Origin of the sequence: Streptomyces sp. CB02058, assembly GCF_001905505.1 — a bacterium.
Lineage (GTDB): Bacteria > Actinomycetota > Actinomycetes > Streptomycetales > Streptomycetaceae > Streptomyces.
The window spans coordinates 137966-156726 of the sequence record NZ_LIPG01000009.1 but is presented as its reverse complement, the minus strand read 5'-3'; the positions used below and the strand labels follow the sequence as shown (position 1 = coordinate 156726).

Genomic DNA, 18761 nt, shown 5'->3' with positions numbered 1-18761 from the left:
GCGTATCGGTGCCCCCTGACTGGAGGGCCTCATGAAAAGCTCTGTCGACGGCGTCATGGGACTTCCTCCCCACTTCACCCGGCCTGTGCCGGTCGCGGAACTCGTGCCCGCGGATTCGCCTCGCCTCTCGGGGATCGACGAAGCCCATGCACGGAAACTTGCCGAAGTTCACGCAATGCTTCCGCCGATACTGGTCCACCGCCCCACCATGCGGGTGATCGACGGAATGCACCGGGTCAGGGCGGCGGTCATCGCCGGACTGGACGTCATCGACGCCCAGTTCTTCGACGGGGACGACAACGAGGCGTTCATCCAGGCGGTCGCCCGGAACATCGCCCACGGCCTGCCCCTGTCGCTCGCCGACCGCAAGGCGGCAGCCCTGCGCATCCTCGCCGCCTTCCCCGCCATGCCCAACCGGAGCGTCGCCCTGTACACCGGCCTCTACGCCAAGACCGTGGCCGAGGCGCGCCGACGTTCGGCCCCCGAACCCCCGCGCACACGCGCCTCCGCACGCCGGGGGCCCCTGGAGGCCGTGCCGCTCCCGCCCGAACCGGCGCCGGAAGCCGGCGCCCAGGGCCCCAACACGCCGGGGCACCTTCTCCCCGAGGTGCCCCGGCAGCCTCGGGGCGCGGGGGCCGTGCCCGCGCCCCGGCCGGACGTCCCCTCCCCGCGGGCGCCCGGCCTCCAGGAGGCCCCCTCCGCGGGCGGCGGCGCAACCGGTCCTGGCCGCCGCCCACAGCAGCGCGCCCTCAGGCGTCCGGTGCGGCCCGCGGCGTCGCGCAGCTCCCTGGACCTCCTGCGCAGCCTCGCCGCCGATCCGGCCCTGCGGAATTCGGAAGCGGGCCGCGATTTCCTCCGCTGGCTCCACTCCCATTTCTTCACCGACGAGGCGTGGCGGAGGCAGATCGACGCCGTCCCGCCGCACTGCACGGACGTCGTGGCGGAAGTGGCCCTGAAATGCTCGGACATCTGGCTCAGGTTCGCCCAGGAACTGTCCGACCGCCGCAATTCCGTTCCGGCGGTTGCCAACCGGTCCCACGAATGACACTTATGGCGCTTGGAAGGGATATCCATGAGCACCATCTCCGTCGAGCACGCCGTCCGCCTCGTCATCGACGAGATGCATGTGTACCTCGGCCAGGACCTGACCCTCGACGACATGGCCCGTACGGCAATGTTCAGTAAGTTCCACTTCACCCGGGTCTTCCGGGAGGTCACCGGAACGTCTCCCAGACGTTTTCTGTCCGCACTCCGGATGCAGGAGGCCAAACACCTCCTCGTCAACACCGAGTGCAGTGTCGCCGATATCAGCAGCCAGGTCGGATACAGCAGCGTCGGCACATTCAGCTCCCGCTTCAAATCGTGCGTCGGTGTCTCACCGAGCAGATACCGGGAGCTCGACGGGAACGGCACGGCCCTGCACCCGGAGGCATCCCCCACCACCACCTCCAACGGCACCCGCAGCTCCCTCTCCCTGCGGGGCCGCGTCGTGCTCCCCGGGGACCGGGCCCTGGGCCAGGTCTTCGTCGGGCTCTTCCCCGGCTCCATACCGCAGGGCCGCCCCGTCCGCCACACCCTCATGAACGGGCCCGGCCTCTTCGAGCTCCAGGACGTGCCCCCGGGCACCTGGTACGTACTCGCGCACTCCGTCCCCTACGGTACGGAAGCACCGGACGGCGGCCTCCCCGGCGGACCGGACCTCCTGTCCGTCGGACGGTACGGACCGGTCAGCGTGCGTCCCGGCGTGCTGGCCATGCCCGCCGACATCGTCCTGCATCCGGCCGGCCCGCTGGACCCGCCGGTACTCATCGCCCTGCCCGGCGAGAACACCGGCGCCGCTGTGCCGGCGGCTGCCTGAGCCGCACACCGGCGCGGCGCGCGCCGCGCACCCGCAGGGAATGTGCGGCAATCAGGGAGATGCACCCACCTCGGCCCGCGGCGGACGATCGGATCCCGCAAATGACCGGTCAGCGTGAGGAGCCAGCCGTGAGTGAGGGTGCAACGCTCTGCCAGACGTGCGGAGACGTCGCGGTCACCGAGTTCCTGCCACTCGGTGAGCAACCCGCCTGCCTCTTCCTGGAGAACGAGGCGCAGGCGGCGAACGAACAGGCATGGCCGCTCAGCCTCGGGTTCTGTCCCCGGTGCAGCCTGGTCCAGATCATGGAGCCGGTCAGCGAACGCATCCTTTTCTCCGGTGACTACCACCACCTCGCCGGACTGACGGGAGGCTACCGGCTGCACCTGCGGGGTCTCGCCGACGAACTGGCGGAACTCCACGAGTCGCGCCCGGGTGCCGGCCGGCGGCACTTCGCCGTCGAGATCGGAAGCAACGACGGCAGCCTCCTGGACGAGCTGGCCGCACGTGGCTTCGAGGTCCTCGGGGTCGACCCGAACGGTGAGGTGACACCGGCCGGGTCACGGGTCGTCAAGGAGTACTTCAGCGCACAGACCGCCGCGCGGATGCTGGAGACCGAGGGGCCGGCGGACGTCGTCCTGGCGCTCAACACGTTCGCGCACATCACGAACATGCACGACTTCCTGGACGGGGTGCGCTCGCTCATGGGCGACGACGGGATGTTCGTCTCCGAGTCCCACTACCTGCCGGACCTGCTCGAAACGCTCCAGTACGACTTCGCCTACCACGAGCACGCGCGGTACTACTCGCTGACAGCGCTCCAGGCGGCCTTCGAACTCCACGGGCTGGAGGTCTTCCGCATCGACCGGATCCCGACCCACGGCGGGTCGGTCCGTGTCTACGCCGGCTTCAAGGGCGCGCACGAGGTGCACGGGTCCGTCGCCGCGCTGCGCGAGGAAGAGGACAGGCTCGGACTCACCGGCGAAGCCGTCTACCAGAAGTTCGCCGCGCGCGTCCAGGAGCACCGCGACCGTCTCCGCGGCCTGCTCGACGAACTGACGAGCGACGGTTCACGCGTCGCCGCCGCGTCCTCCCCGGCGCGCGCGGTCACCCTGCTGAACTACTGCTCGCTGGGCCCGGCCGAGATCGACTTCATCTCGGAGATCAGCCCGCGCAAGATCGGCAAGCTCTCCCCCGGCACCCACATCCCGATCGTCCACCAGGAGCGGCTGTGCGGCCCCGGGCAGCCGGAGTACGCGCTGCTGCTGTCCTGGCACATCGCCGAGGAGCTGATCTCGCGCCTGCGGGAAGAGGGCTTCACCGGCAAGTTCATCGTCCCGCTTCCGGAACCCGAGGTGATCGGCTGATGCGCACCACGACGAAGACCGAACGCACCGGGGTCACGGCCTTCCGTGGCAAGCCGGTGACCCTGCTGGGCCCCGAGGTGGTGGCCGGCGACCGGGCACCGGACTTCACCGTGCTGGGCAACGACATGGCGCCCGTGAGCTTTTCCTCGCTGAGCGGCACCACCCGGGTGATCTCGGTCGTCCCGTCGCTGGAGACGCCCGTGTGCGACCTCCAGACACGCCGCTTCAACGAGGCTGTGACCGGCCTCGGCGAGGCCGTGGTGCTGACCGTGTCGGTGGACCTGCCGTTCGCGCAGGCCCGCTGGTGCGGCGCGGCGGGCGTCGAGGGAGTACGGACCCTGTCCGACCACCGCGACCTCTCGTTCGGCCTCGCCTACGGCGTGGCGATCAAGGAGTTCCGCCTGCTGGCCCGCGCGGTGTTCGTGGTGGACGCCACCGACACGGTGGTCCACGCCGAGTACGTCCCCGAGGTCGGGCAACTCCCGGACCTCGACGCCGCGCTGGACGCCGCCCGGAAGGCCGGCACCCCCTGACCGCCCGGCCGTCCGGCCACGGACGGCCGTGTGCACGGCGAAGGCCGCCGCCCGGGACCCCTTCCCCCGGGCGGCGGCCTTCTGCGCGTGCGTACGTGCGCCGGGTACGGCCCGGCCCCGCGACCCTGAGGCGGTCGCGGGGCCGGGCCGTACCCGGTGGCGGCTGTCAGGCCGCGGCCGCCTGACGGCTCTCCCGCTCCGCCACCGCCCCGTAGTAGCGGGCGATCGCGCGGAAGGACTCCTTCGGCTCGACCTTGTAGGACGACAGCATGTCGAAGTAGTCGTCACGGATCGACTTCGTGATCGTCATCGACGCCGTGTCGAGGTCGTACTTCGGGTCCTCGGAGTGCGGGTGCGTGGGGTGTACCAGCTCGGTGACCGCGACGCTGTAGATGCCCAGTTCGTCGAAGAGGCGCAGCGACTCCAGGTGGAAGTCGGCCTGGGCCTGCTCGTCGCGGACGAAACCGGGGAACACCGTCGGCGGCTCCACCGTACGGTCGACGATGTCGAAGCCCAGCAGCCCCTTGGTGTGCCCGTCCTTGTACGTGAAGGACCCGTACTCGGAGATCATCACGGGCTTGCCCCACTTGCGGTACGCGTTGAGTTCCTTCGCGTAAGCCTCCCGCGAGGGGTGCGGGAAGTAGTACTCCACCAGGCCGATGTAGTCGACCAGCGACCAGTCGACGTCCTCGAAGGGACCACCGGAGTAGGTGATCCCGCCCTTGAACGACGCCCGCCCGACCGCCGCGGCCTTCGTCAGGAAGTCGTTCAGCTTGCGCGTGACGTCCTCCTGGTCGATCGGGCCGACCGGCCTGAGGAAGTTGTGGTCGGCCTCGGCGAAGACGTTGCCCATGCGGTTGTGGTAGAAGTCGCCGGGCATGATGCCCTTGGTCTGGATCGAGTGCGTGCAGCCGATGCTCAGGTGGATGCCCGCGCCCTGCTTGCGGAACGACTCGCCCAGCTCGCCGACCTCGCCGATGAAGTCCAGGACGTCTTGCTGTTCGCCGTCCATCAGGCGCGGCTGCAGCCACACGTGCAGGCCGCGGTCGATCGCGTGCGCCACCGCCTTCTCGACCCGGTCGAGCGCGGTGCCGTAGATGGTGATCGAGTTCGCGTTGAGCTCGTCGGCCACCAGGTCGATCTCCGACCGCATCAGCTCGTCGCTCCACACCATGCGGGACAGGTCACCCTGACCGGTCTGGTGGTTCGAGCCGACGTCGTAGGCGACCCCGCGGTAGTAGAGCCCGCTGCCGTCCGGCGCGAGTATCGAGCCATCTTCGTTCGCCACAGTCGTCTCCTTGTCTGCTGGTTCCCGCGGGCCTAAGCGGCGCCGGGGAGCTTCTGCTCGGCCGGCGGGTGCACCATGACGGGCACGCCGCCGTCCGAAGTCGTCATGTCGCCGGAGGCGTCCATGACCCGGGCGGCCATCCCGGGCTCCATGAGCGCGGACGGCGGGTCGATGAGGCCGGCGACCCGCATGAAGCCCTTGGCGACCTCGGGGTCCTTCGAGGCCGCGTACTGCACCCGGCCCACGTAGGCGTTGCCCATCTCCGTCTCGGGCGTACGCTTCCCCTCCACCCCGGGGAAGGCGAGGTCTCCGCCGGCGGAGACCTGCCACGGGTTGTCGACGACCTTGCCGATCTCACCGAGGAAGACCGCCGGGTCGAACCGCCCCTCGCGCAGGTGCTCGCGCAGCGTCATGGCCTCCCAGGCCGCCACGCTCATGCCCTGGCCGTACACGGGGTTGAAGCTGCACACGGCGTCGCCGAGCACCGCCAGGCCGGCCGGGAAGCGGCGCAGACCCTCGTAGTGCCGCCGGACGCTGGCCGGGAACCCGAAGGTCGTCGGGTCGTCGAGTGGCTCGGCGTCCTTGATGCCCTCGTACACGTCCGGCACGGGCAGGGACCGCGCGAACTCGAGGAACCCCTCGGGGTCGGTCGGCGGGTGGTCGCCGAGGATGCCGGTGAGCGACACGATGCACCTGTCCTGGTCGGACAGGCCGAAGAACGCACCGCGCGGGTGCTCGGGGGAGGCGACCGGGTTGATCGACCACGTGTCCTCGAACGAGCCGGGCACACGGCGGTAGAAGCGGGTCGTGTAGGCGAGCCCGATCTTCACCCGCTCCTCGGAGGGGCGTTCGTACCCCATCTCCTCCAGCCACGCCGGGGTCCGCGAGCCGCGGCCGGTCGCGTCCACCACCAGGTCCGCGTCGAGCACCACCTCCTCCGCGTGGTCCCTCGACCGCACCCGCGCGCCGACGACCCGGCCGCCGCCCGGGGCGGACATCAGGCCGAGGATGTCGTGGCGCTCCAGATAGGTGACGTTGGCCAGCGCGGCGACACGGCTGCGGATCTCGTGCTCGAGGATCGGGCGGGTCGGGGTGACCGAGAGCAGCCCGGTCTTCGTGTACGGCAGCCGGCGTCCGTTGAAGTACCACCGCATCTCGCCGAGGTCGCCGACCGGGTAGCCCTTGCGCACCAAGTCCTCGGTGAAGCCGGGGAACAGCTCCTCCAGGATCAGCTGGCCTCGGGCGTGCAGCCCGTGGGCGTGCCCGGCGTGCGGGGTGCCCTTCCGGGTGACCGAGACGCCCGACACGGTGTCCCGGTCGACCACCACGACATCGTGGTAGAACTCGGCGAGCACCCGGGCGGCCAAGCTCCCGGCCACGCTCCCGCCGAGTACGACAGCGCGGTTTCCGACGTGGTCGCGCATGCGCGTTCCCTCCTGGTTCTGCCCCGTCGGCTGCCGGGGACGATGGTTGCGTCAGTAGCGGACGACGGCGCGGAAGCGGACCTCGCCCTTCTCGACCTTGGCCACCGCCTCGGCGATCCGGTCCGCCTCGAAGGTCTCCACGAGCGGGCGCACCGCACCGGAGGCGACCTGCTCGAGCGCTTCCTGGAGGATCGGCGTCCCGCCGTGCGTTGCGCCGACGATCTGCTGCCCGAGCCCGAAGAACGGCAGCCCCGGCGGCAGGGTGAAGGTGCCGGCGGTGTCGATGCCGGCGAGCACCAGCCGCCCGCCGGGGCGCAGACCGGCCATCGCTTCGGCCGCCGCCGCGTAGGAGCGTCCGGTGACCAGCACGACGTCCGCCCCGCCCGCGGCGAGCAGACCGGCCCCGTCCGCGACGACCGTGTCCGCGCCGAGCGACGTGGCGAGGTCGCGCTTGTCCGGGGACGAGGTGATCGCCACCGTGTCGTGGCCCGCCGCACGGGAGTACTGCAGTGCCAGGTGGCCGAGCGCGCCGATACCGAGCACCGCGACCCGCTCATGCGGCCCGGCCTGCGCGGCACGCAGGGCGCTCAGAGCGGTGTAGCCGGCGCACAGCACCGGCACGGCCTGCTCCGGGGTGACGCCGTCAGGGACGAGGACGGTCTCCTCCGCCCGTGCGACGAGGTATTCGGCCTGCCCGCCCTGCACGGTGAACCCGGTGGAGACCGGTGCCGCGCAGAGGAACGCGGCCCGCGCGGACAGCGGTGCCCCGAGCGCGCAGTAGTCGCACGTGCCGCACGTCCCGCGGATCCACGTCGTACCGACGATGTCTCCGGCCGACCGGCTGGTGACGCCGGACCCCACCTCGACGACCTCACCGACCGGTTCGTGGCCGGGGATCGCCGGATCGGTCGAGGGGAACGGCAGGATTCCCTTGCCGGCCAGCACGTCGTTCCAGCAGACACCGCTGGCCCGCACCCGGACGAGCACCTCGCCGGGACCGGGGGCGGGAGTGGGGACCTCGCGGAGCCCCCAGGCGCCGCCTGCCTCCGGGATCACGACTGCCTTCATCGAGAACCACCCTTGTATGAGTCGGACGGGGCGCCTGCGCTGCCCACGGGGCAACGCTCGCACCCGCACGCACCGTGCCGCACCTTCGGACGTGCGGCATGGCGGGAGCCCGGCCCCCGCCGGACGGCGCACCTCCGGCGGACGTGCGTCACCGGGTCAGCCCACCCGGATCACTCGGCCCCGCACCCGGATCACTCGGCCCCGCTGTCGGGCAGGGCGAGCCACCAGTCGCTGGCGCGGGCCCACTCGATCGTGCGGGCCAGTCCGTCCCGCAGAGAGGTCTCCGGCCGCCAGTCCAGGACCTTGCCGGCCTTGGTGTTGTCCGGGACGCGGCGTCCGAGGTCCTCGTACGACTGCCCGAGCGCGGCGGCGGTGTCGACGTGCACGACGGCCGTCCTGCCGGTGAGTCCGGCGACGAGGCCGACCACCGTGCCCATGTCCGTCTCGACCATGCTGCCGATGTTGAACACCTCGCCGGCCGCGGCCGGTTCGTCCGCCGCGCGGATCGTGCCGGTCACCGCGTCGTCGACGTACGTGAAGCAGCGGGTCTGCCGGCCCCCGTCGTAGACCACCAGCGGCCGGCCGTTCAGGGCCCGGTGCACCGAGCGGCTCACGACGTACGCCGGGCGCTGGCGCGGCCCGTAGACGTTGAAGTAGCGCACGATCCTCGCGTCGAGGCCGTGCTGGCGCGCGAAGGCGAACGTGAGGTGCTCGGCCAGCGCCTTGCTCGACGCGTACGACCACCGGTCCGACGTGGTCGGCCCGAGGACCCGGTCGCCGTCCTCCCGCCACGGCACCGCCGGGTTCTTGCCGAACACCTCGCTGGTGGAGGCGAGCACGACCTTCGCGCCCGCCCGTGCGGCGATGTCGAGGACGTTGCGCGTGCCCGAGAAGTTGATGTCGATGACGTCGAGGGGGCGGGAGAGGTACTGGTCGACGCCGACCACCGCGGCCAGGTGGTAGACCACGTCCACACCGCGCCCGGCCCGTTCCAGCGCGGCCGTGTCACGCAGGTCGCCCTCGACGGTCCGCACCCCCGGGCGAGGGGCCCCGCCCGGGGCCGTCACGTCGAACACGGTCACCTCGTCGCCCCGCTCGCGCAGCCGCTCCACCAGGTGGTGGCCGACGAAACCCGTGCCGCCGGTGACGAGGACGCGCTGTGGTGTGTGCCCGCTCATCGGCCCGCCTTCGCTCCGTGGGTGAGCACCCTGCCCGCCGCGCCACCGCCCAGGGCCGGGCCGCGGCCGATGCCCCGGTAGACGTATCCGTCCTCGGCGAACCGGGCAACGCGCTCCTTCGGGTAGTACGCGCGGCCGTCGAACAGCACGCAGTTCTCCGCGACGGGCAGCGCCGCGTAGTCGATGCCCGCGAAGTCCCGGTGCAGCGCGAGGACGGCGACGCAGTCGGCACCCCGCACCGCCTCCTCGACGGTGGCGGTCAGCGGGAGCCCGAACATCGCCCGAGCCTCCTCCGCGTCGACGAGCGGATCGTGCAGCCGGACGGTCACCCCCGCCCGGGTGAGCGCCCGGACCGTGTCGAGCACCGGGGTCGCCCGCAGGTCACCGGTGTCGTTCTTGAACGCGAGGCCGAGCACGGCGACCGTGGCGTGCGCCGGGTCCTTGCCCTGCGCCTCCAGCTCGTCGGTCATCAGGCGCGCGGCGTACAGCGGCATACCGGCGTTGACCTCCCGGCCGGTGCCGGCCGTCCGGATGTCCACACCGAAGCGCCGCGCGGTGTTCCACACCATCCACGGGTCCTTCGTCAGACACGATCCGCCGACGCCGACGCTGGGCCGCAGGATGTTGATGTTCCCGGTGCCCTTCTGGATCGTGTTCGCCGCGCCGGTCACGTCGAGGACGTCCACCCCGTAGAGCGCGCAGAACTTGGCCAGCTCGTTGGCCAGCGCGATGTTCACGTCGATCCACCAGTTGCTGGCGAGCTTGACGATCTCGGCCGCCTCCAGCGAGTCGCAGGGGATCACCTCGACGCCCAGCGCCCGCTGCCAGAAGGCGGTGGCGGCCCGGACGCTCTCGTCCTCGTACCCGCCCGCCACGATCGGGAAGGTGACCAGCTCCCGCAGCGCCGAGCCCTCCGCGAGCCGCTCCGGGGTGAACGCCAGCCCGAAGTCGCTCCCGCCGGTGAGCCCGCCGCTCTCCAGCAGCGGCAGCACGGTCTCCCGGGTCGTGCCCGGCGGCACCGTGCTCTTGACGACGACGAGCTGGCCGGGCCGCAGGTGATCGGCCAGCGCCAGGGACGCGCCGCGCAGCTGCTCGTCGGCCAGTGAACCGTCGTCGCGTACGGGGGTGCCCACGGTGATCAGCACGACGTCGGCGGCCGCGGTCGCGGCGATGTCCGCGGTGACCCGCAGCCGGCCCGAGTCCAGGCCCGCGAAGACTTTCTCGGCGAGGCCCGGCTCCTCCAGCCGGAAGTGCCCGCGGCCGAGTTCGTCCACGAGCCGGGCGTCGGCGTCCACCGCGACGACGTCGCATCCCCGGTCGGCCAGTGTCGCCGCGATACACGAGCCGACGTATCCGAAGCCGATCACGGCAACGGTGAGTCGCCCGCTCTCAGGCAGGAATCGCATTCCCGTCTCCCATCCAGTGATCCGAGCGCGGGCCGGGCCCGCCCGGTGGCCCTGCGCCCATCGTGGGTGAACGGTGCGGCGGGCGCGTCTTCTCCCGTGCCGGGCCCCGGTGCGAAGAGTGTCCGGATCAAGGGATTCGCGCCGCGGCCGGGTGCGGTGAAACCCCGGGGGGTCACCGCACCCGGCCGTCCTGCCCCGGCGCGGGGCACGCTCCCGCCGGCCGCCCGCCGGGGCAGGGCGGCCGGGCGTCAGGCGGCCGCGCGCTCCACGGCCGGGGTGAAGCGGATCGGCAGCGCCTCCAGGCGGTGCACGAAGTAGCTCGGCTTCCACGCCAGGCTCGCCTCCGGCACGGCCAGCTCGATGTCCTGGAGCCGGTTCAGCAGGGTGGTGAAGAAGACATCGCCCTCCAGCCGGGCCAGCGGGGCACCGAGGCAGAAGTGGATGCCGTGGCTGAACGACAGGTGCGGCTTCTGCCGGTCGATGTCGAACTTCTCCGGCTCCGGGAACTCCCGGGCGTCGTAGTTCGTGGCCGGCATCGAGATCACCACGTGCTCGCCCGCCTCGACCGTCACGTCCCCGATCGCGACGGAGTCCTTCGCGAAGTGATAGGCCACCGTCACCACCGGCGGGTCGATCCGCAGGATCTCCTCGACCGCCTGCGGCACCAGCGACGGGTCGGCGCGCAGCCGGGCGGTCTGCTCCGGGTTGCGGATCAGCTGCAGCAGACCGTTGGCGATCATGTTCACCGCGGTCTCGACCGAACCGGTCAGCATCAGGAAGATGTTCGCCCGCAGCTCGATGTCGGACAGCGTGGCGTTGTCCTCCTGGCCGTGGAGGATCGCGGAGATCATGTCGTCCCCGTCGCTGTCGACCTTGCGGTTCTTGATCAGCTCACCGAGGTACCGGTCGAAGTACTTGCCCGCCTCGGACAGCTCGTTCTCGTTCGTGCTCACCGACAGGCCCGTCACCACACCGCAGTGGTACCGGAACTCCTCCCGGTCGGCCATCGGCACACCGAACCAGTCGCAGATCACCGAGTTCGGCAGCGGAACCGCCAGCGACTCGATGACCTCCGTCTCACCCGACGACACGACCGCGTCGATCAGCTCGTCGGTGATCCGCTGCACCTTGGGCCGCAGGTTCTCCAGGTACCGGGGGGTGAAGGCCTGCGAGACGAGCTTCTTCATCCGGGTGTGCCGCGGCCGGTCGTTGAAGACCATCGAGTGCCGGAAGAACTCGTCGTTGTACAGCGCCAGGTACTTCTGCAGGCTGTCGTCGGCGTGCTCGTTGCTGCGGGCCAGACGCGGGTCGGACAGGGCGCGGCGGGCCTCCTTGTAGCCGGTCACCAGCCACCCCGGCATGCCGTCGGGCAGCAGCACCTTGTGGACCGGCTTGTCGGTGCCGAGCCTTTCGAGCAGGGCCACCGGGTTGGTCAGCTCGGCCGCGGTCAGCGCGACCGGGGCGGCGTCTCGCTCAGACATCGATTATCTCCTCGGGCGTGATCATCGTCTCGGGGTTGTCGGTGTTCGGGTTCTCGGGTTCCCGGAGCCCCAGCCCTCGGGGCTCCGGGGGACGCGTCCTAGCGGGACAGGTCCGGTACGGTCCATCCGTCGAGGTCGTACTCGGCGAGGCACGAGTCCACGAAGGCGCGGTAGTCGTCGATCTGGCCCGACGCCATCTGGCTGAAGAGCAGCTCGATCCGGGTGTTCTCGTGGTTGCCGGCGTAGTTGCGCTCGTACAGCTCGTGCCGGCCGGCGAACTCCGTGCCCACCGAGTCCCACAGGAGCTTCATGACCTTGGCGCGGGTCACCGCGTCGATCCCGTTGGAACCCCGCAGATAGGTGTCGAGGTACCCGCGGATGTCGGGATTCGCGAAGTCCTCCGTACCGGAGTTGATGTAGATCAGGGCGCTCGCCACGTCCTGCATCACGATCTCCCGCACCCGCGGATAACCGATCTGCGTGAACCACCGGTACGCCTGGGCGTACTGCGGGTTGGGCAGCAGCGCCCCGTTGCGCCACGGCACCGGGTTGCGCGCCGCCGCGTCCGACAGCCCCCAGAACAGGTTCCGCCACGCCAGGACCTCGCCGACCCGGGTCTGCACCCCGCGGAAGTCCTCGGTCCCGGTGATCTCCAGGGCCTTGGACAGCAGACCGGCGATGAATTCCAGCTTCACCGCCAGACGCGTGCATCCCTGGAACGTCGAGCGCTCGATGAAACCCGACTCGCCCGTGAACGTCTGCGCCTTGCCGAGGTCGCCGTAGACGAACACGTTCTCCCACGGGATCAGCACGTTGTCGAGGACGAGGATCGTGTCGTTCTCGTCCAGGCGCGAGGAGAGAGGGTAGTCGAACGGTGAGCCCGTCGCCGACGCCTGCTTCGTGTACGACGGGCGGCAGATCAGCTTCATCCCCTTGGCGTCCATGGGGATGGTGGCCACGAGCGCGAACTCCCGCTTCTTGACCGGGAGACCGTGGTGCGCGATGAAGTTGTAGTGGGTGAGCGCCGAACCCGTCGCGACGACCTTGGCCCCGCTCACGACCAGACCCGCGTCGGTCTCCTTGCGCACGTGGACGAAGACGTCTCCCACCTGGTCCGGCGGGAGCTTGCGGTCCACCGGCGGGTTGACCAGCGCGTGGTTCCAGTAGAGGACCTTCTCCTGCGACTCGCGGTACCAGCGGCGCGCGTTGTCGTCGAACGGCTTGTAGAACTCGGCGTTCGCACCGAGCGTGCCGAGGAAGGACGCCTTGTAGTCGGGGCTGCGCCCCATCCAGCCGTAACCGATCCGCGCCCACTGCGCGATCGCCTGCTGGTCGGCGACCATGTCCTCGACACTGTGCGGCGTACGGAAGAACCGGTGCGTGTAGCCGTCGCTCCCCGTGTCGGTGGGCGCCGTCAGCACGTCCTTCGTCGCCGGGTCGTGCAGCGCGTCGTACAGACGCGCTGTCATACGGATCGGGTTGCGGAACGCCACGTGCGAGGTGACGTCCTTGACCCGCTCGCCGTAGATGTAGACCTCACGGCTGTCGCGCAGACTCTCGACGTACTCGTCGCCGGTCAGCGGGCGGGTGCGCCTGCGGTTCCCTTCTCCCGCGCCGTTCCCGCTCACCGCGCCGCCGTCCTGGTGCCCGCTGTGCCCGGGTTCGCCGGTGGCCATCGGTCAGAGCCTCCGCGCGAGCGTCACACCGTCGGCGAACGGCAGCATCACCGTCTCGAACCGCTCGTCGACGGCGAGCTTCGCGTTGACCTCGCGCATCGTCTCCGCCGCGTACCGCCGCAGGTCGTCCCCGACCTGCTCCGGAGCGAAGACCGTGCCGTTGAGCAGGACGTTGTCCAGGATCAGCAGACCCCCGGAGCGCAGCAGCCGTGCGGCCGTCTCCACGTAGTGCGGGTAGGACAGCTTGTCGGCGTCCACGAACACCAGGTCTGCCTCGCCGTCGCGGACCAGCTTGGGCAGCGTCGTACGGGCCGGCCCGAGCACGAACTGGATACGGTCGCTCACCCCCGCGGCGTCCCAGTGCTTGCGCGCGATGTGGATCCAGTCCTCCGTCACGTCACAGGTCAGGACGCGCCCGCCCGGCGCCAGACCGCGGGCGAAGCACATCGCCGACAGCCCGGTGAACGTACCGATGTCGATGACCGTGCGCGGAGCCATCGTCTTGGCGAGCGTCGTCAGGAAACCGGCCTGCTCCACCGGGGTCAGCATCTCGTACAGGGCGCCGAGCTCCTGGGTGTCCGCGATCACCGCGTTCACGACGGGGTCCGGTCGCGTGCACGACGAGACGATGTAGTTGCTCGCGTACTCGTCGACGCGAAACGTGCTCATGCGACCTCCCACGGCGCTGGTCCGATGTCCGTGCGCCAGTGTCCGGCGGCCGCTCCGGCGCCCGCATCTCCCTGCGTGCACTGGGATTCGTCGTCCGCACGCGGAGAGATGCGGGCGCGGCGCGGGCGGCCGGAGGATCGGAGCGGTCACTTGCCCGCGCGGAAGGTGGTGGGCCCCTGCCGCCGATTGGAGAACGCCCATGCGTGTCCTGTTCACCATCTACCCGAACTCCTACGCTCACCTGTACCCGGTCGTGCCGCTGGCGTGGGCGTTCCAGAGCGCCGGCCACGAGGTGCGCGTCGCCACGCACCACAGCTCCGCCGAGATGATCCTCGGCACGGGCCTCACCCCCGTCCCGCTCGGCAACCCGGAGCTGGTCCCCGTCCGGCTGACCGAGGACTGCAGCCAGCCCGAACACCCGGACGTGGTACTGAAGTACGCCGACGTCATGGGGCTGAGCAAGGAGGACCGCGAACACTGGATCGTGTTCTTCCAGTACCTGCTGAACCCGATCTCCGACTACGTCCGCGTGGACCGCGACGAGGCGAGCGACCTCGTCGAGTTCGCCAAGACCTGGAAGCCCGACCTGATCCTCTGGGACCCCACCCACCCGGCGGGCGGCGTCGCGGGCAAGGTGTCGGGCGCCGCCCACGCCCGCCTGCTGATCAGCCAGGACCAGTTCGGCTGGTCCCTGGACCGGCTCGCCGAGAACGCCGAGGCACTGCGCGCCGCGGGCCTGGACGAGAACCCGATCGCGACCCTGCTCGCCCCGCTCGCCGAGAAGTACGGGCTGGAGGTCGACCGGGAACTCCTCGTCGGGCAGTGGACGGTCGACCCGATGTTCGAGGACTTCCGCCTGCCGACGAGCACCAAGAAGCTCGCCATGCGCCAGGTGCCCTACGTGGACCCGCAGGTCTCCGCGAGCTGGCTGCACGAGCGGCCCGAAGGCGCCCGCTGCGACTGCTGCGGACGGCGGGGCACCCGCCGGGTGGCCTTGTCGCTCGGCGAGTCGGTCCGCCGGTTCATCCCTGGCGACTGGGACCGCGCGCCGAAGATCCTCAAGGCGTGCGAGGGCCTCGACGACATCGAGTTCATCGCCACCCTCGACAAGATGCAGCTCGCCGACGTCGACAAGATCCCCAGCAACGTGCGCACGTTCGACTGGGTGCCGCTGCCCGCGCTGATGCCGACCTGCTCCACCCTCATCCACCACGGCGGGAACGGCACCTACGCGTCCGCCGTCGCCTTCCAGGTGCCCCAGCTCGTCTGCGACATCAAGGACGAGTCGGTCCTGCTGAAGCTGGTCGACGACGAGCAGGACGAACTGCGCACCGGCACGTACCGCAACGGCTACGAGGCGGGCCTCCGCGAGGAGGCGGCCTCCGGCGTGCACTGGGAACTGCCGGCCAAGAAGATCGAGGCGACCCCGGTGTCCGAGTTCGTCATCTCCAGGGGCGTCGGCGACCGGCTCGACCACCGCGCGCAGTCCGTCGAGGAGATCCGCGAGCTGATCTGGCGCACCGCCCACGACCCGGCGTACCACCACGCCGCGGTCAACCTGCGCAGCGAGTGGCTCGCCATGCCCAGCCCCAGCGACATCATTCCGGACCTCGAACGGCTCGTCGTCCAGAACCGCCGCCGCTGACCACCGCCCACCACCCCTCATGCCGCGAAGCGACACCTCTGGAGGCACTGTGCTCACCACGCAAACACCGGACCGGGACGAACTCGTGGCCCGCGCCTCCGCGCTGGTGCCGCTGCTGCGGTCGAGCGCCGCACGGGCGGACGAGGAGCGCAGGCTGTCTCCGGAGGTGATCGAAGCCCTCACCGACGCCGGGGTGTTCCGCCTGCGCGTACCGGCCCGGTACGGGGGCTACGAGGTGGACACCCGCACACTCGTCGACGTCACCACCGAACTCGGCCGAGGCGACGGCTCGGCCGCCTGGGTAGCCCAGGTCTACGCCATCCCGGGCTGGATGGCGGGCATGTTCCCGGACAGCGTGCAGGACGAGGTGTTCGCCACCCCGGACGTGCGGGTCTGCGGCACCCTGAGCCCGTCGGGGACCGCCCGCCCGGCACCCGGGGGCATCGTCGTCGACGGCCGGTGGGGCTTCATCTCGGGCGCCCACCACGCCCACTGGCAGGTGACCATCTCGGTGCTCTTCCCCGAGGAGGGCGAACCGTACCCGGTGATGGCCCTGGTCCCCATGTCGGACCTCACGACCGTCGACGACTGGTATGCCCACGGCCTCAAGGGCAGCGGCAGCATCACGACGGCCGCCCAGAACCTGTTCGTCCCCGCGGAACGCGTCGTGCCGCTGCCCGCGGTGCTCCAGGGCCGGCCCGCCTCCGAGGCCAGCGCGCGGATCCCGATGTACCGGAGCCCTCTGCTGCCGGTCGCCACGGCCGCGACCGTCGGCACACTCCTCGGCCTCGCCAAGGCGGCCCGGGAGGTGTTCGTCGAGCGCCTGCCCGACCGCAAGATCACCTACACCGGTTACGAGAGCCAGCGCGCCGCACCGGTCACCCACCTCCAGGTCGCCGAGGCGGCGCAGAAGATCGACCAGGCCGAGTTCCACGCGTACCGGCTCGCCACCACCGTCGACACCAAGGCCGCCGACGGCACCCCGTGGAAACTGGAGGAACGCGCCCGCGCCCGCGCCGACGTCGGAACGGTCTGCTCCCTCGCCCAGTCCGCCGCGGAGACCTACGCCGCGGCGAGCGGCGGATCCTCGGTCTACCGCGACGTACCGATCCAGCGGATCGCCAACGACCTGCGTGCGGCCGCCCTGCACGCACTGATCAACCCGGCCACCAACGCCGAGCTGTACGGCCGGATCCTGTGCGGTCTCGAACCGGACACCCCTTACATCTGACGGCGGGCCCAGCCACCGCGATGTCCCTCCCCCCACCCGGCGTTCACCACCCGCGCAGAGAACGCACGATGGAAGTTGTCGCGCCTGCGCGAGCCTGGGACGCTCGCGCAGCGTGCACGTCGTCTTTTGTGCACGCGGTGAAACGCCAGGACTTCGAATGGCAGGCGCCATTGTTAGGAGAAAGAACATGACCGGCACAGACGCGGCACCACCCGGCGCCGAAAGGCGGCACTGGTGGGCTCTGGTTGTGCTCGCGCTGCCCACCTTCATGGCAGCGATGGACATAACCGTCCTCTTCCTCGCCCTCCCTCAGATCTCTGCGGACCTCCACACCTCCGCCACCCAGGAGCTGTGGATCACCGACGTCTACGGGTTCCTCATCGCGGGCTTCCTGGTCACGATGGGCACCCTCGGCGACCGGGTGGGCAGGCGCAAGGTGCTGCTGGTCGGCGCCACCGCGTTCGGCGTCCTGTCGGTGGTCGCCGCGTTCTCGACGAACCCGACGATGCTGATCATCGTCCGTGCGCTTCTGGGTATCGCCGGCGCCACGATCATGCCGTCGACACTCGCGTTCATCATGACGATGTTCCAGAACCCGGTGCAGATGAGCCGGGCGATCGGCGTGTGGGCCACCTCGATGCTGGCCGGCATCGCCGTCGGCCCGGCCATCGGAGGCATGCTGCTCAGCACCTTCTGGTGGGGCTCGGTGTTCCTGGTGGCCGTGCCCGTCATGGTCGTCCTGCTCATCGCGGGCCCCAAGCTGCTCCCGGACATCAAGAACCCCATGGCGGGCAAGCTGGACCTGCTGAGCGTCCTGCTGTCCCTGCTCGCGATCCTTCCGGTGATCTACGGCCTCAAGGAGACCGTGAGCCACGGCTGGGCGGCCACCCCGGTCATCGCCGCCGTGATCGGTCTGGCCTGCGGCATCGCCTTCGTCGTACGCCAGCGCAGGCTGGAACACCCCCTGCTGGACCTCAGCCTGTTCGGCATCCGCACCGTCAGCGGCGGCCTCGTCCTCGGCCTGCTGTTCGCCATGATCCAGGGCGGTATGGGTCTGCTGATCACCCAGTTCCTCCAGCTCGTCGGGGGCTACTCGACGCTGGAGACCGCCCTGTGGCTGCTCATCCCGGCGGGCGTGATGGTGGTCGGCATCCAGCTGGTCACCCCGATCAGCCAGAAGCTGCGCCCCGGTGTGGTCCTGGTGACCGGTCTCCTCATCGCCTCGGTCGGCATGTTCCTGCTCACGCAGGTGGACGTCGTCGGCGGTACGGCCATGCTGATCCTCGGCAACAGCGTCATCTACCTCGGCGGAAGCCCGATCGGCGTCCTGGTCAACCAGGTCGTGATGGGGGCGGCGCCGCCCGAGCGGATGGGCTCGGCCGCGTCGCTGCAGTCGACCGGCGGCGAGCTGGGTGTCGCCCTGGGCATCGCCACCGTGGGCACCATCGCCACCGGCTTCTACACCAACTCCCTCTCCCTGCCGGACGACGTACCGGCCTCCGCGGCGAGCGCCGCGGAGGAGAGCATCGCCAGTGCGGCGGCCACGGCAGGCGAGCAGTCGCCCGAGGTGGCCGCCGGCATCCTCTCCGCCTCGCAGGAGGCGTTCACCCACGCGCTGAACTCCACGGCCGCGATCTGCGCCGTGGCGTTCGTCGCCCTCGCGGTCCTCGCCTACGTCACCATCCGGCACGTCCCGATCCCGGGGCAGCCCCCGGCACCGCCGGCCGAGGACGCCGGCGAGACGGCCACCGAGGGCGCCGTCACCACCTGACGGGCGGTCCGACGGGCCGAAGCACCACCGGTACGGCAGGCAGGCCGGGCCCCGCGCGAGCGGGGCCCGGCCTGCCGCATGCGCCCGCGGAACTGCGCAACTCGAAAGATGTCCCTTCCACGCCGAGACGCGACCCTTTCCGGGAGGCGTTCGTCAGGTCCGCCGGATC

The 18761-nt window shown here is 70.7% G+C and carries 15 protein-coding genes; 7 read left to right on the top strand and 8 right to left on the bottom strand.

Annotated elements, in window-relative coordinates:
* Nucleotides 1-175 precede the first annotated feature (175 nt).
* The 4 genes from AMK10_RS36820 (at nucleotide 176) to tpx (ending at nucleotide 3755) form a co-directional block, all read left to right on the top strand.
* Entirely contained in the window at nucleotides 176-1045 is an 870-nt protein-coding gene (locus tag AMK10_RS36820) for a ParB/RepB/Spo0J family partition protein (protein ID WP_241839802.1), read from the top strand.
* Nucleotides 1046-1072: 27 nt separating this feature from the next.
* Nucleotides 1073-1858: a helix-turn-helix transcriptional regulator gene (locus AMK10_RS36815; protein ID WP_079181012.1), complete on the top strand. Its 786-nt coding sequence runs from the start codon at nucleotides 1073-1075 to the stop codon at nucleotides 1856-1858.
* 128 nt (nucleotides 1859-1986) lie between these two features.
* Nucleotides 1987-3222 (top strand): class I SAM-dependent methyltransferase, encoded by a 1236-nt coding sequence (locus tag AMK10_RS35705; RefSeq protein ID WP_073753761.1) that lies wholly within the window; start codon nucleotides 1987-1989, stop codon nucleotides 3220-3222.
* Nucleotides 3222-3755, top strand: a complete 534-nt coding sequence (gene tpx / locus AMK10_RS35700) for a thiol peroxidase (RefSeq protein ID WP_073753759.1) — start codon at nucleotides 3222-3224, stop codon at nucleotides 3753-3755. The genes AMK10_RS35705 and tpx overlap by 1 nt, the downstream gene beginning before the upstream one ends.
* Before the next feature lie 166 nt (nucleotides 3756-3921).
* Here tpx and AMK10_RS35695 read toward each other — a convergent pair whose 3' ends face one another.
* The 8 genes from AMK10_RS35695 to AMK10_RS35660 form a co-directional block, all read right to left on the bottom strand.
* Nucleotides 3922-5043 carry a hypothetical protein gene (locus tag AMK10_RS35695; protein WP_073753757.1) on the bottom strand — a complete coding sequence of 374 codons (1122 nt, stop codon included), beginning with the start codon at nucleotides 5041-5043 and terminating at the stop codon, nucleotides 3922-3924.
* Between the two features lie 32 nt (nucleotides 5044-5075).
* Nucleotides 5076-6467 (bottom strand): FAD-dependent oxidoreductase, encoded by a 1392-nt coding sequence (locus AMK10_RS35690; protein WP_073753755.1) that lies wholly within the window; start codon nucleotides 6465-6467, stop codon nucleotides 5076-5078.
* 51 nt (nucleotides 6468-6518) lie between these two features.
* Nucleotides 6519-7535, bottom strand: coding sequence for an alcohol dehydrogenase catalytic domain-containing protein (locus AMK10_RS35685; RefSeq protein ID WP_073753753.1), 1017 nt, complete (start codon nucleotides 7533-7535; stop codon nucleotides 6519-6521).
* A gap of 191 nt (nucleotides 7536-7726) precedes the next feature.
* Complete coding sequence (locus AMK10_RS35680; protein ID WP_073753751.1) at nucleotides 7727-8713, bottom strand: NAD-dependent epimerase/dehydratase family protein; 987 nt, start codon at nucleotides 8711-8713, stop codon at nucleotides 7727-7729.
* Nucleotides 8710-10119: a nucleotide sugar dehydrogenase gene (locus AMK10_RS35675; RefSeq protein WP_073753749.1), complete on the bottom strand. Its 1410-nt coding sequence runs from the start codon at nucleotides 10117-10119 to the stop codon at nucleotides 8710-8712. Before AMK10_RS35675 ends, AMK10_RS35680 begins: the two co-directional genes overlap by 4 nt.
* A 248-nt stretch (nucleotides 10120-10367) precedes the next feature.
* Nucleotides 10368-11600 (bottom strand): cytochrome P450 family protein, encoded by a 1233-nt coding sequence (locus AMK10_RS35670; RefSeq protein ID WP_073753747.1) that lies wholly within the window; start codon nucleotides 11598-11600, stop codon nucleotides 10368-10370.
* Nucleotides 11601-11698: 98 nt separating this feature from the next.
* Nucleotides 11699-13276 carry a 4-hydroxyphenylacetate 3-hydroxylase N-terminal domain-containing protein gene (locus AMK10_RS35665; protein WP_079181010.1) on the bottom strand — a complete coding sequence of 526 codons (1578 nt, stop codon included), beginning with the start codon at nucleotides 13274-13276 and terminating at the stop codon, nucleotides 11699-11701.
* Nucleotides 13277-13279: 3 nt separating this feature from the next.
* On the bottom strand, nucleotides 13280-13945 hold the full coding sequence (locus tag AMK10_RS35660; protein WP_073753745.1) for an O-methyltransferase: 666 nt from the start codon (nucleotides 13943-13945) through the stop codon (nucleotides 13280-13282).
* Between the two features lie 199 nt (nucleotides 13946-14144).
* Between AMK10_RS35660 and AMK10_RS35655 the strand changes: the two genes are divergently transcribed.
* From AMK10_RS35655 to AMK10_RS35645, 3 genes are all read left to right on the top strand, one after another.
* On the top strand, nucleotides 14145-15590 hold the full coding sequence (locus AMK10_RS35655) for a nucleotide disphospho-sugar-binding domain-containing protein (RefSeq protein WP_073753743.1): 1446 nt from the start codon (nucleotides 14145-14147) through the stop codon (nucleotides 15588-15590).
* 49 nt (nucleotides 15591-15639) lie between these two features.
* Nucleotides 15640-16821, top strand: coding sequence for an acyl-CoA dehydrogenase family protein (locus tag AMK10_RS35650; RefSeq protein ID WP_073753741.1), 1182 nt, complete (start codon nucleotides 15640-15642; stop codon nucleotides 16819-16821).
* 187 nt (nucleotides 16822-17008) lie between these two features.
* Nucleotides 17009-18592: an MFS transporter gene (locus AMK10_RS35645; RefSeq protein ID WP_073753739.1), complete on the top strand. Its 1584-nt coding sequence runs from the start codon at nucleotides 17009-17011 to the stop codon at nucleotides 18590-18592.
* Nucleotides 18593-18761: the final 169 nt, after the last annotated feature.

Coding starts and splice junctions, on each gene's coding strand:
- AMK10_RS35680 (WP_073753751.1), bottom strand. CDS start 8,713: ATGAGCGGGCACACACCACAGCGCGTCCTCGTCACCGGCGGCACGGGT.
- tpx (WP_073753759.1), top strand. CDS start 3,222: ATGCGCACCACGACGAAGACCGAACGCACCGGGGTCACGGCCTTCCGT.
- AMK10_RS35655 (WP_073753743.1), top strand. CDS start 14,145: ATGCGTGTCCTGTTCACCATCTACCCGAACTCCTACGCTCACCTGTAC.
- AMK10_RS36815 (WP_079181012.1), top strand. CDS start 1,073: ATGAGCACCATCTCCGTCGAGCACGCCGTCCGCCTCGTCATCGACGAG.
- AMK10_RS36820 (WP_241839802.1), top strand. CDS start 176: ATGCTTCCGCCGATACTGGTCCACCGCCCCACCATGCGGGTGATCGAC.
- AMK10_RS35645 (WP_073753739.1), top strand. CDS start 17,009: ATGACCGGCACAGACGCGGCACCACCCGGCGCCGAAAGGCGGCACTGG.
- AMK10_RS35675 (WP_073753749.1), bottom strand. CDS start 10,119: ATGCGATTCCTGCCTGAGAGCGGGCGACTCACCGTTGCCGTGATCGGC.
- AMK10_RS35685 (WP_073753753.1), bottom strand. CDS start 7,535: ATGAAGGCAGTCGTGATCCCGGAGGCAGGCGGCGCCTGGGGGCTCCGC.
- AMK10_RS35665 (WP_079181010.1), bottom strand. CDS start 13,276: ATGGCCACCGGCGAACCCGGGCACAGCGGGCACCAGGACGGCGGCGCG.
- AMK10_RS35690 (WP_073753755.1), bottom strand. CDS start 6,467: ATGCGCGACCACGTCGGAAACCGCGCTGTCGTACTCGGCGGGAGCGTG.
- AMK10_RS35670 (WP_073753747.1), bottom strand. CDS start 11,600: ATGTCTGAGCGAGACGCCGCCCCGGTCGCGCTGACCGCGGCCGAGCTG.
- AMK10_RS35660 (WP_073753745.1), bottom strand. CDS start 13,945: ATGAGCACGTTTCGCGTCGACGAGTACGCGAGCAACTACATCGTCTCG.